The organism is Nocardioides albidus, from assembly GCF_006335005.1.
Lineage (GTDB): Bacteria > Actinomycetota > Actinomycetes > Propionibacteriales > Nocardioidaceae > Nocardioides > Nocardioides albidus.
This window is the reverse complement of record NZ_VDMP01000013.1, coordinates 1-12,934: the sequence shown is the minus strand read 5'-3', so window position 1 is coordinate 12,934 and position 12,934 is coordinate 1. Positions and strand designations below refer to the sequence as shown.

At 72.3% G+C, this 12,934-nt stretch carries 8 protein-coding genes; 5 read left to right on the top strand and 3 right to left on the bottom strand.

All coding sequences use genetic code 11. From position 1 onward, the window contains the following. Positions 1-62 precede the first annotated feature (62 nt). Entirely contained in the window at positions 63-1,589 is a 1,527-nt protein-coding gene (locus tag FHP29_RS01710) for a PucR family transcriptional regulator (protein ID WP_158296443.1), read from the top strand. Here the strand turns inward: FHP29_RS01710 and FHP29_RS01705 are convergent. Beyond that, on the bottom strand, positions 1,552-2,280 hold the full coding sequence (locus FHP29_RS01705; RefSeq protein WP_139621151.1) for a hypothetical protein: 729 nt from the start codon (positions 2,278-2,280) through the stop codon (positions 1,552-1,554). The two genes, FHP29_RS01710 and FHP29_RS01705, sit on opposite strands and share 38 nt — an antisense overlap. A 145-nt stretch (positions 2,281-2,425) precedes the next feature. Here FHP29_RS01705 and FHP29_RS01700 point away from each other — a divergent pair, with 145 nt between their 5' ends. From FHP29_RS01700 to FHP29_RS01685, 4 genes are all read left to right on the top strand, one after another. Then, positions 2,426-3,766: a glutamine synthetase family protein gene (locus tag FHP29_RS01700; protein WP_139621150.1), complete on the top strand. Its 1,341-nt coding sequence runs from the start codon at positions 2,426-2,428 to the stop codon at positions 3,764-3,766. Between the two features lies 1 nt (position 3,767). Beyond that, positions 3,768-6,695 (top strand): bifunctional [glutamine synthetase] adenylyltransferase/[glutamine synthetase]-adenylyl-L-tyrosine phosphorylase, encoded by a 2,928-nt coding sequence (locus tag FHP29_RS01695; protein ID WP_139621149.1) that lies wholly within the window; start codon positions 3,768-3,770, stop codon positions 6,693-6,695. Positions 6,696-6,952: 257 nt separating this feature from the next. Then, complete coding sequence (locus FHP29_RS01690) at positions 6,953-8,875, top strand: ABC transporter permease (protein WP_139621148.1); 1,923 nt, start codon at positions 6,953-6,955, stop codon at positions 8,873-8,875. Between the two features lie 121 nt (positions 8,876-8,996). Further along, positions 8,997-11,066: a putative bifunctional diguanylate cyclase/phosphodiesterase gene (locus FHP29_RS01685; protein ID WP_158296442.1), complete on the top strand. Its 2,070-nt coding sequence runs from the start codon at positions 8,997-8,999 to the stop codon at positions 11,064-11,066. A 40-nt stretch (positions 11,067-11,106) separates the two neighbouring features. Here the strand turns inward: FHP29_RS01685 and FHP29_RS01680 are convergent, their stop codons facing one another. Together FHP29_RS01680 and FHP29_RS01675 are read right to left on the bottom strand one after the other, a co-directional pair. Further along, entirely contained in the window at positions 11,107-12,489 is a 1,383-nt protein-coding gene (locus FHP29_RS01680; protein ID WP_139621146.1) for an L-serine ammonia-lyase, read from the bottom strand. A 4-nt stretch (positions 12,490-12,493) separates the two neighbouring features. Further along, the coding region (locus tag FHP29_RS01675) for a lipoyl synthase (RefSeq protein ID WP_476703657.1) at positions 12,494-12,934 on the bottom strand (441 nt) is incomplete at its 5' end.

Below are 12,934 nucleotides of genomic sequence, written 5' to 3'. Positions count from 1 at the left end.
CTCGCGCCACCATGGCCCGCGGATCACTTCCGCTGGACGGTGGGCCGCTGTACGGTCCGGACATGGTGGTCGCCCTCGCAACCCTCGTCGGCCATCCCGGGCTCCAGCTCAAGGTCCTCACCGGTGACGAGGCCTCCGAGCGTCCGGTGCACTCCGTCGCGGTCAGCGAGCTGGTCGACCCGACGAAGTACCTCATGGGCGGCGAGCTCGTCCTCACCACCGGCATGTGGCTGCCCAGCGACCTCGCCTCGCTCGACGAGTACGTCGACCGGCTGGTCGCCGCGGGCGTCGTGGCCCTCGGCTTCGGGGCCGGCGTGGTCGCCGACTCCACGCCCGAGCCGCTCGTCGATGCGGCCGCGAGGGCGGGGCTGACGCTGCTCGAGGTCGCCGAGGCGACCCCGTTCGTCGCCGTCATCCGGGCGCTGGCCGAGATCCTCGTCGCCGAGGAGCGCGCCGAGCACCTCCATGTGCACCGCGCCCACCAGGACCTCTCCCGTGCCGCGCGGGTCACCGGGCCGCGCGGCGTGGTGCAGACGCTCGCGACGCAGGTCGCCGGCGACGTGCTCCTGGTCGACGGGACCGGCCGGGTGCGGGAGTGGAGCAGCGAGGAGGCCACCGACCTGCTCCCCGCGCTCGGATCCGAGATCAGTCGGATCCGCGCCGCGAACCAGGCCGCCACGTCGATCGTCGAGGACGGCCGGCACATCGCGCTGCAGGCGCTGGGCAACGGGCGCGCGGCCCGCGGGGTGCTCGTCGTCAGCACCGACGCCGCGATGAGCACGCTGCAGCGCGAGCTCGTGGCCGGGGCCGCGGCCATCTTGTCCTTCGGGCTCGACCAGGAGTCCCCGACCGCCCAGCGCCGCCTGCGGCAGGCGGCGCTCATCCGGCTGGTCCGCACCGGCGCGGCGCCCGCGCCCGACGAGCTCGCGGTCCTCAGCGAGGGTCTGCTCGCGGCGGGACCGCTGGTCGTCGTCGCCGCCCGCGGTCCGCGGGAGCAGCTCGTCGCGTGGTGCGAGGAGCTGCAGGACCTGGGGGAGGAGCGCGCGCTCGCCGGGCTCATCGGCGACCTCGCCTACGCGCTCGTGGCCGCGGGCGTCGACATCGAGGCGGCCCTCGCCGGCCGCGAGTCGCTCGCGCTCGGCGCCTCCCGGCCGGTCGAGCCGCGCCACCTGCGCGCCGCCTTCGACGACGCCGAGCGCGCCTGCGACATCGCCGCGGGCCGCGGTGTGCGCGTCGTCCGCTACGCCGACCTGACCCGGGGCGCGCTCTCCGTGGCCGACCCCCGCGCCGCGCGATCCTTCGCCGAGGAGTTCCTCGCGCCGCTCGACGCCTACACCGCGGAGTCGGGGGTCGACCTGCGCGGCTCCCTGAAGACCTGGCTCGACCACCACGGCCACTTCGACCCCGCCGCGCACGAGCTCGGCCTGCACCGCCACACGCTGCGCCAGCGGATCAACCGCGCCGCGCAGCTGCTCGGCCGGGATCTCGAGGACGTCGAGACCCGCTTCGACCTGTGGTTCGCGCTGCAGGTGACCCGGACCGGCCCTGTGGTCAGCTCAGCGGGGTCGCGGTCAGGGTGGCCGAGGTGACCTTGATGGCGTCGGGCTGGTCGCCGCTGCGGGCGGCGCTCTGGTCGCTGGCGTAGCCGAACGCGAGCAGGCCCACCTTGGTCGTCGCGGTCAGGGTGATCACCGTGGTGCCGCTGATCGAGCGGTGCCGGTTCTTGACCGCCGGCATCAGCGTGTTGGGGCTGATGTCGCCCTCGCCGTCCTGCCACCGGAACTCGCCGTCGCCGTTCTTGTCGAGCCACAGCGAGAGCTGCGGGAAGACGTCGATCATGGGCGCGACAGCGTCGGCGGAGCTCTCGACGGCGCCGTCCACCGTGACGAGGTACTGGCCCGCCGGCAGGGTCAGCGCCGTGTGGAGGTCGGTGTTGTTGTCGTTGATCGGCCCGCCGATCTTGGCGATGACGACGTCGTCGGCCAGTGTGGCGACCTCGGTGCCGTTGATGCCGATGCCCGGCGCGGCTCCGCTGCGGGCGGCGGGCGCGAGGTCGGCGAGGCCGATCGAGCCGTCCGTGAGGTCCGCGCCGGTGAGGGCGCCGTCCTTGACGTCCTTGCCCTTGAGCGTGCCGTCCTTGACGTCCTTGGACCTGATCGTCTCGTTCTTGATGTCCTTCGACGTGATCAGGTCGGCGGCGACGGAGCCGCTCGCCCCCAGGCCCACGGCGATGGTGGCGCCGACGGCGACGGCGGCGGTGCGGCTCTTCCAGACAGACATGCGTTCTCCCACTGTTTCTCACTGCGAGGGTCGGGTCCTCCCGGCCGGGACCATGGTCCCGGGACCCCCCGGCAGAGATCGGAGATGTTTCACCAAAGGTCGCTGCTGCAACACGCACGTCATGGCACGTCACTAGGCTGCGCCCATGGGTAAGCAAGAGGACTTCGTCCTTCGTGCGCTCGAGGAGCGCGACGTCCGGTTCGTGCGGCTGTGGTTCACCGACGTGCTGGGCTTCCTCAAGTCCGTCGCGGTGGCGCCGGCCGAGCTGGAGGGAGCGTTCTCCGAGGGCATCGGGTTCGACGGCTCGGCGATCGAGGGCTTCGCGCGCGTCTACGAGGCCGACATGCTCGCCCTGCCCGATCCGACGACCTTCCAGATCCTGCCGTGGCGCAGCGCCGAGGGCCCGGCGACGGCCCGGATGTTCTGCGACATCGTGATGCCGGACGGCTCCGCGTCGTACGCCGACCCGCGCAACGTGCTCAAGCGGACCCTCGGCAAGGCGGCCGAGCAGGGGTTCACCTTCTACACCCACCCCGAGATCGAGTTCTACCTGTTCAAGGACGAGCCCCGCTCGGGTGACGAGCCGGTCCCGATCGACCGCAGCGGCTACTTCGACCACGCCGCGCACTCGCACGGCTCGGACTTCCGCCGCGAGGCGATCACCATGCTCGAGGCGATGGGCATCTCCGTCGAGTTCAGCCACCACGAGGGCGGCCCCGGCCAGCAGGAGATCGACCTGCGCTACGCCGACGCGCTGACCACCGCCGACAACATCATGACCTTCCGCACCGTGATCCGGGAGGTCGCGCTGAGCCAGGGGATCTGGGCGACCTTCATGCCCAAGCCCTTCACCACGCATCCCGGCTCGGGCATGCACACCCACCTCTCGCTCTTCGAGGGCGACCAGAACGCCTTCTACGAGGCGGGCGCCGAATACCAGCTCTCCCGCACCGGCCGTCAGTTCATCGCCGGCATCCTGCGCCACGCCAGCGAGATCAGCGTCGTGACCAACCAGTGGGTCAACTCCTACAAGCGGATGATGTTCGGCGGCGAGGCGCCGTCGTACATCTGCTGGGGCCACAACAACCGCTCCGCGATGGTGCGGGTGCCGATGTACAAGCCGATGAAGGGCCAGTCCACCCGCGTGGAGCTGCGCACCATCGACTCAGCCTGCAACCCCTATCTCGCGTACGCCGCGGTGCTGGCCGCCGGGCTGAAGGGCATCGAGAACGACTACGAGCTGCCCCGCGAGGCCGAGGACGACGTGTGGGCGCTCACCGAGCGCGAGCGCCGCAGCCTCGGCATCGAGCCGCTGCCGAAGAGCCTGCACGACGCGATCGCGATCGCCGAGCACTCCGAGCTGCTCGCCGAGACCCTGGGGGAGCAGGTCTTCGACTACTTCCTGCGCAACAAGCGGGCCGAGTGGGACGAGTACCGCGGCCAGGTCTCGGCCTTCGAGCGCGACCGCATGCTGCCCGTGCTGTGAGATGAACCGGGCGTCGCAGCGCACCGAGCTGCTCCGGCTCGGCTTCGTCGACCTGGACGGCGCGGTGGAGGACCTCGACCGGCTCGGTCCCCGGTCCGGCGACCTGCTCGCGCTGCTGGGCCGCACCGCCGACCCGGACGCCGCCCTGCGCGCACTGTGCCGCCTGGCGGACGCCGCGGAGCAGATCGGTGAGCGGGACGCGCTCCTCGCCGCCGTCCTCGACGACGAGGGTACGGCGATGCGCCTGCTCGGCGTCCTCGGCGCGAGCGCCGCGCTGGCCGACCACCTGGCCCGTCACCCGGCGCACTGGCGTGAGCTGGCGGATCCCGCGCTCGGCTCGACCCGGCCGGCGGCCTGGGCGATCCGGGCCTCGCTGCTCGCCGCGGTCGCGGACCGGCCCGACCACGAGGCGCTCGACGCCCTGCGCGTGGAGTACCGCCGTCTCCTGCTGCGACTCGCCGCGCGCGATCTCACCCACCACCTCGGCGTCGACGACGCCGCGGCCGAGCTGTCCGACCTGGCCGCCGGCACCCTGGACGCCGCCCTGGCGATCGCCCGGCTCCGGGTGGGGGAGGCCGCGGACGGCGTACGGCTCGCGGTGGTCGCGATGGGCAAGTGCGGCGGTCACGAGCTCAACTACGTCTCCGACGTCGACGTCCTCTTCGTGCACGAGGGCGACGAGCGGGCCGCCGCGCGCCTGGCCGCCCAGATGATGCAGGTCTGCGGTGACCACACGGCCGAGGGGACGATCTGGCCGGTCGACGCGGCCCTGCGGCCCGAGGGCAAGGCGGGCCCGCTGAGCCGGACCCTGGCCAGCCATCAGGGCTACTACGAGCGCTGGGCCGAGGCCTGGGAGTTCCAGGCCCTGCTCAAGGCACGCCCGGTCGCGGGCGATCTCGCCCTCGGCGGCGAGTTCGTCGCGATGGTGGCGCCGATGGTGTGGTCGGCAGCGGACCGCGAGGGCTTCGTCGACGCCGCCCGGGCGATGCGCCGTCGCGTCCTCGAGCACATCCCGGCCCGCGAGGCCGGCCGCCAGCTCAAGCTCGGCGCCGGCGGTCTGCGCGACGTGGAGTTCGCCGTCCAGCTGCTCCAGCTCGTCCACGGGCGCGCCGACGAGTCGATCCGCCCGCCGACCACGCTCAGCGCGCTCTCCCGCCTGACCGAGGGCGGCTACGTCGGGCGCGAGGACGGCGAGGCGCTCCATCGCGCGTACTCCTTCCTGCGCCAGCTCGAGCACCGCATCCAGCTGCACCGCCTGCAGCGGACCCACGTCGTGCCCGCGGACGAGCCGTCCTTGCGCCGCCTGGGGCGCAGCCTCGGCTTCTTCAAGGAGTCCGAGCGCAGGCTCGAGGAGACCTGGGAGGACCACCGGCGCGAGGTCAGCCGGCTGCACCAGAAGATCTTCTACCGCCCGCTGCTCTCGGCCGTGGCGCGGATCGGCGCCGACGAGGTGCGGCTCTCCTCGGAGGCCGCGGGGGCCCGTCTCGCCGCCCTGGGGTACGCCGACCCGCAGGCGGCCCTGCGCAACCTGGAGGCGCTCACCTCCGGGGTGAGTCGCACGGCGGCGATCCAGCGCACCCTCCTTCCCGCGATGCTGCAGTGGTTCGCCGAGTGCCCGGACCCCGACGGCGGGCTCTTCGGCTTCCGCCGGATCAGCGAGGCGCTCGGCCGCACCCCGTGGTACCTCTCCACGCTGCGCGACGAGGGCGAGGCCGCCGAGCGGCTGGCCCACCTGCTCGGGACCTCCCGCTACTGCACCGACCTGCTCGAGCGCGAGCCGGCCGGTGTCCGCCTGCTCGGCGGCGATCTCCATCCGCTCGGCTCGGCGGCGCTCACCGACGAGATGCTCGCCACGGGCGGTCGCCAGGAGGGCTTCGAGAAGGGCGTGCGCGCCGTGCGCGCCGTACGCCGCCGCGAGCTGCTGCGGATCGCGGCCGGCGACGTGCTGGGGCTCATCGACGTCGACGACGTCGGGTTCGCCCTCGCCCGGCTCACCGACGCGACCCTCGAGGCCACCCTGCAGGGCGCCGTCGAGTCCACCGCCCGCGCCCGGGGTCTCGACGCCGCGCCCACCCGGATGGCGATCGTCGCCATGGGCCGCTACGGCGGCTTCGAGCTCTCCTACGGCAGCGACGCCGACGTGCTCTTCGTCCACGAGCCGGCCGAGGGCGCCGACGCCCACGAGGCCGCCACCTTCGCGCGGCTCGTCGCCGAGGAGGTGCGTCGTGTGCTCGCCGTCCCAGGCCCCGACCCGGCGCTCGTCGTCGACGCCGACCTGCGCCCGGAGGGCCGGCAGGGACCGCTGGTGCGCACGCTCGACGCGTACGCCGCCTACTACGCCAAGTGGTCGCACGTCTGGGAGGCCCAGGCCCTCCTTCGAGCCGACGCCGTCGTCGGCGACGCGGGCCTGCGCGACCGGTTCACCGCGCTGATCGACCCGCTGCGCTATCCGGCCGGCGGACTGACGACCGACGACGTGATCGAGGTCCGCCGGATCAAGGGCCGCGTCGACAAGGAGCGCCTCCCGCGCGGTGCGGACCCCGCCCTGCACCTCAAGCTCGGCCGCGGCGGACTGGCCGACATCGAGTGGACCGTCCAGCTGCTGCAGCTGCGCCACGGCGCCGAGGTCGCCGGCCTGCGCACCACGCAGACGCTGGCCGCGCTGAGCGCGGCGGCGGACGCCGGGCTGATGACCTCCGACGACGCGGCGACGCTCGCCGCCTCCTGGCGGCTCGCCACCCGCGTGCGCAACGCCGTCCTGCTCGCCCGCGGCCGGGCGGGCGACGAGTTCCCGCGCGCGGTCCTCGAGCGCCGCGCGGTCGCCAGCATCCTCGGCTACCAGCCCACCGAGACCGACCGGCTCCTCGACGACTACCTGCGGATCACCCGCCACGCCCACGCGGTCGTCGACCGCGTCTTCTGGGAGTGAGACCGGCGCGGCTGAGGGGAAGAGGCCACGGAACGGGCATCGGGCCGCGACCTCTGGGGGGGTCGGTCGCGGCCCGACGCCAACATCATAGACACATCGATGATCTGTTGGGGCGAGTTGGGTGAGGTTGACCTGACACGCGTCCACATTTTGCCGCGGGGCGGAGCGGAGGGGGCCCGCCGGCGTTGCGCAGATCACCATGCGGGTACCTGTGACGACGAGTAACGTCATCCGAACAGGACCCCCGGAGGTACGCCATGCTCCTCGCTGTTGAACCCACCCCGCCGCCCGCCGGCGGGGCCGCTCTCGACCAGGTGCTCATCGCCGCCGGCGCCTTCGCCGCGATCTACGTCCCGCTGGCGATCTTCCTGCTGCGCGAGCGGGACGGGAAGGCGACGACGCTCGGCCGGTTGGCCGACCGCGTCGCGGCGGTGGACGGGCTGCCCCGGTGGGCCGGACTGCCCGGCTATCTCGCCCTGATCTCGCTGATCGCCTGCGCCTTCGGGGTGTACTGGGACGTCCCGATCCACATGCAGAACGGCCGCGACGAGGGCCCGCTGGCCAACCCCTCGCACTTCCCGATCATGTTCGGCATCTTCGGCTTCCTCGCCGCCGGCGTCGTCTCGGCCGGCCTCGCGAAGGACCCGCTGCCGCGTCGTACCGTCCGGCTCACGCCGCGGTGGCGGGTCCCGATGGGCACCCTGGTGCTGCTCGGGGCCGGCCTGATCGCGGCCGCCGGCTTCCCTGCCGACGACGTGTGGCACCGGCTGTTCGGTCAGGACGTCACCGAGTGGGGACCGACCCACGTGATGATGATCGGCGGCGCGGTGACCTGCGTGCTCGCGCTGCCGCTGCTCTACGCCGAGGCGGCGCAGGTCGGCCGTCCGCCGGCGCACGGCCGCTCGACGCGGGTCGTGATGACCGTCGTGATGGGCCTGTGCATCATCCCGATGGCCTTCCTCATGGAGTTCGACCTCGGCGTGCCGCAGTTCCCGGCCACCACCCTCTTCGTCATCTCCGGCTTCCTGACCGGCTGGATCTTCACCGCCGGGAGGATCTTCCTCGGCCGTGGGGGCGCTCTGCTCGCGTGGGCGACCTACACCGGCATCCGGGTCGGGATCTTCCTGATCACGCTGCCGATCCCCGACATCCACCGCGCCCACTGGCTGCTCTTCCTCGGCGCCGCCGTCTGCATCGAGCTGCTCGCCCTGGCGTGGCGCGAGCGGGGTCCGATCTTCGCCGGCGCCGCAGGACTGCTGGCCGGGACCGTCGGACTGGCGACGGAGTGGTGGTGGATGGATCTGTTCCTGCCCTACCCGCTGCCGCCCGAGACGTCGCAGATGCCGCTCATGCTGGCCGTCGGGGGTGTCGCCGGTGCCGGCGGCGGTCTGCTCGGGTGGTCGTTCGCGCGGCACGTGGAGCGGATCGGGGACTTCGGCCCGAGCCCCGAGCCGGGCAGTGTCGCCGGTTCGGCCCGCGGCCGCTGGGTCGGTACGGCGGGCACCGTCACCTTCATCGCGCTGATGGCGCTCCTCGCCGCCCCCGCCGGCGCCGGCGAGGTTGATGTGGTCAAGCAGTGCGTCGGCGACGAGTGCCGCACGACGTACCAGCCGATCGAGGGGACCGGCGTGATCATGGGTCACGTCTCCTACAGCGACGACTGCATCGGCAGCCAGGGCTGCACCGCTGTGGTCACCGTGCGTGCCGACCCCGACGAGGTCGACGACGCGATCTGGTTCTCCGCGCTGGCCTACCAGGGCAAGCGGGAGGAGGAGTCCCAGGAGCTCGGCGACGGCGTGCTCAGCGTCGCGATGGAGTCGACCGGCCGGGCCGGCGAGTACCGCAGTGCAGAGCCGCTCCCGCTCTACGGCGACTGGAAGGTCCTGGTCCGGCTGCACCTCCCGCTGCGCACCCTGGTCTCGATCCCCGTGCACATGCCGGCCGACACCGCGATCACCGGGCCGAGTGCCGGTCTCGTCCAGGTCGACGACGGCACCGAGGTCGCGTTCGTGCACGAGCCGTTCATGCTCCAGCGCGAGCGCAAGCCGGACGTTCCGGTGTGGCTGTGGACCACGATGTACGGCGTGGTCATCGCCTCCTGGCTGGTCCTGCTCGCCTTCTACGGCTGGCTGTTCGCGTCCTCGGCCAGAGCCAGGACCGTCGCGGCCCCGGTGCCGTAGAGTACGTGCCACGCGCCCAGCACCAGGTCGGCGGACGGCTCGGTCCCGACCGTGGGCGGTCGACCCGGGACCATCGTCCCAATCCGCTCCGATGCCGCGGTCCCGGGCCGAAGGGAGAATCATGCTCCGCGACGCGATCGACGACGAGCGGCTCCGGCTCATCATCGAGGCGGTGCCGAGTGCGATGGTGCTCGTCGACGCCTCGGGTCGCATCGTGCTGGTCAACTCCGAGGCGGAGCGCTCCTTCGGCTACCCGTGCGCGGACCTGCTCACGATGGGCGTCGAGGACCTCATGCCCGAGCGCTTCCGCGCCCGTCACGGCCGCGAGCGGGCGGCGTACACCGCGAAGCCCGACCGCCGGGCCATGGGCGTGGGCCGCGAGCTGTTCGGCCTGCGCCGCGACGGGACCGAGATGCCGATCGAGATCGGGCTCAACCCGATCACGTTGGGCGAGGAGCGCTTCGTGCTCGCCTCGATCATCGACATCACCGAGCGTCTGCGCGACCAGGAGGCGGTGGCGCTCGCCCGTGAGGACGCGCTGTGGCGCTCCATCCTCGACACGATGCCCTTCGCCATCATCTCCACCGACGCCGCCGGGCTGATCCGGACCGCGAACCCCGCGGCGGCCGAGCTCGTCGACCGGTCCCAGGCCGAGCTGATCGGCTGCTCGCTCGTCGAGATCGACGGCGCCCAGCGCCAGCGCTATCCCGACGGGACCCCGGTCCTCGCGCACGCCGCCGGGGACGAGGCGGAATGGACCTACCGGCGCAAGGACGGGAGCCTGGTGCCGGTGCACGAGTGGATCGTTCCCCTCGCGCCCGAGGACGGCGGACCCGGCGGATTCCTCGTCGTGGCCTACGACATCACCCAGCGCATCGAGGCCCGCGAGCGCATCGAGCACATCGTCACCCACGACAGCCTGACCAACCTGCCCAACCGCTCGCTGCTCGTACGCCATCTCGACCACGCCTTGGAGAGGGCCGAGCGCGACGGCGTCGAGCTCGCGCTGGTGCTCATCGACCTCGACCAGTTCAAGCGGATCAACGACTCGTTGGGCCACCACATCGGCGACGAGCTGCTCATCGTCGTCGCCGAGCGCCTCCTCGCCTGGACCCGCGCCGACGACATGGTCGCCCGGTTGGGCGGCGACGAGTTCGTGATCGTCCTCGAGGACCTGGTGCCCGGCACCGACCTCGAGCGTCGGCTCGAGGAGCTGATGACCGACGTCCTCGCGCCCGTGGTCGTGCACGGCTACGAGCTGGCCGTCACCGGCAGTCTCGGCGGAGCATGCTTCCCGGCCGACGGCCGCGACGCCGCCACCCTGCTCAAGTACGTCGACATCGCGATGTATCAGGCCAAGGCAGCCGGCCGCAACGGGATCTGCTGGTTCGAGCCGCAGATGCTCGTCGACAACAACGACCGCCTCTCGCTGTCCGCCGCGCTGCGCCAGGCCCTCGAGCTCGACGAGCTCTCGCTGGTCTACCAGCCCCAGGTCGACCTCGCGTCCGGCGAGGTGGTCGGCGTCGAGGCCCTCGCCCGCTGGATCAGCCCCACGCTCGGAGCGGTGCCACCCGACCGGTTCATCCCGGTCGCCGAGGACGGCGGCATGATCACGCAGCTCGGCGGCTGGGTGCTGACCACGGCGTGCACGGCGCTCGCCCGGATGCAGGAGCAGCTCGGCCGGCCGCTGCGGCTCGCCGTCAACGTCTCGCCCCGCCAGCTCCGCGGGCGGGCCTGGCTCGAGGAGATCGCGAGTGCGATCGAGACCGCGGGCATCGAGCCCTCGCAGCTCGAGGTCGAGATCACCGAGGGCCTGTTGATCGAGGACCACGGCGACGTCGTCGCGATGCTGGAGTCCCTGCGCTCGCTCGGCGTCTCGATCGTGGTCGACGACTTCGGCCGCGGCTACAGCAGCCTCGCCTACCTGACCCGCTTCCCGATCGACAAGCTCAAGATCGACCGCTCGTTCGTGCAGGAGATCAGCGTCGCGGAGAACGCCGCCATCGTGGACGCCATCATCGTGATGGCGCACGCGCTCGGGATGACCGTGGTGGCCGAGGGCGTGGAGACCGAGGCGCAGGAGCGCTACCTCCGCGAGCGCGGCTGCGACGAGGTGCAGGGCTACCTCTACAGCCCCGGCGTCCCGGCCGGCTCGCTGGACATGGTCGCCCGCGCCATCTCACGCGACTGACGCCGGCCCGCCCCCCGGCCCGGCCCGGCCCCCCGGCGGCTCAGCACTCGATCACGTTGACGGCCAGGCCGCCACGTGAGGTCTCCTTGTACTTCGTCTTCATGTCGCGGCCGGTCTCGCGCATGGTCTTGAGCGCCTTGTCGAGGCTGACCTTGTGCGAGCCGGTGCCGTGCAGGGCGAGTCGGGCGGCGTTGATCGCCTTGACCGAGGCGATCGCGTTGCGCTCGATGCACGGGATCTGCACCAGCCCGCCGACCGGGTCGCAGGTCAGTCCGAGGTTGTGCTCGATGCCGATCTCGGCGGCGTTCTCGACCTGCTCGGGGGAGCCTCCGATGACCTCGCACAGCGCCCCGGCCGCCATGGCGCAGGCCGAGCCGACCTCACCCTGACAGCCCACCTCGGCCCCCGAGATGGAGGCGTTCATCTTGGCCAGCATCCCGATGGCCGCGCCGGTGAGGAGGAAGCGGACGATGCCGTCGTCGACCTCCTCTGCCGGGCGGTCCGTCGCGACGAAGCGCACCCAGTAGTGCAGCACGGCGGGAACGATCCCGGCGGCGCCGTTCGTGGGTGCGGTGACGATCCGCCCGCCCGAGGCGTTCTGCTCGTTGACGGCCAGCGCGTACAGGTTGACCCAGTCGATCACGTCGAGCGGGTCGAGGCTGCCGGCCCGGCTCAGCTTCGCGTAGAGCTCGGGGGCGCGCCGCGGGACCTTGAGCCCGCCGGGCAGGGTGCCCTCCCGGTGGCAGCCCTCCTCGACGCACTCGACCATCACCCGCCAGATCTCGAGCAGGCCCGCGCGGATCTCGGCCTCGCTGCGCCAGGTGAGCTCGTTGGCGAGCATGAGATCGGAGATGCTCATGCCCTCCCGCTCACAGGCGGCGAGCAGCTCGTCACCCGTGCTGAACGGGTGGGGGAGCGGGGTCTCGTCGACCACGACCCGGTCGGCGCCGACCTGGGTGTCGTCGAGGACGAAGCCGCCGCCCACCGAGTAGTAGGTGCGTGCCCGCAGCTCGGCGTCGTCGGCGTCGTAGGCGGTGAACACCATGCCGTTGGGGTGGGCCGGCAGCGACTGGCGGCGATGCATCACGACGTCGTCGGCCTCGAAGCGGATCGGCTGCTGCCCGGCCAGGCGCAGCTCCTGACGCTCGAGGATCGAGGCCACCCGCTCGTCGTACGTCGAGGTGTCGGTCGTCGCGGGGTCGTCACCCTCGAGTCCGAGGATGACGGCCTTGACCGAGCCGTGGCCGTGCCCGGTCGCGCCGAGCGAGCCGAACAGCTCGGCGCGGATCCGGGCGACGCGGGGCAGCTCGCCGTCGGCCGCGAGGCCGTCGGCGAAGGTGCGGGCCGCGCGCATCGGCCCGACCGTGTGCGATGACGACGGCCCGATGCCGATCGAGTAGAGGTCGAAGACGCTCAGCGCCATGGGATCACCGACTCCTGAGTTCCATAGCTTGACGGTACAGCCGTCCGGCCCGATAGGAGGAGCGTACGAGTGGGCCGGACATGACGCCTGCGAAGCCGATCTCCTCGGCCTCGGTGGCGAGGTCGACGAACTCCTCGGGCTTGACCCAGCGCTCGACGGGGTGGTGGCGTGGTGAGGGGCGGAGGTACTGGGTGATGGTGATGAGCTCGCAGCCGGCGTCGTGGAGGTCGCGCAGGGCTTGGGAGACCTCGTCGCGGGTCTCGCCCATGCCGAGGATGAGGTTGGACTTGGGGACCAGGCCGAAGGTCCGGGCCTGGGTCAGGACGTCGAGTGAGCGGTCGTAGCGGAACGCGGGGCGGATGCGTTTGAAGATCCGCGGCACGGTCTCGACGTTGTGGGCCAGCACCTCGGGGCGGGACTCGAAGACCTCGGTGAGCAGGTCGGG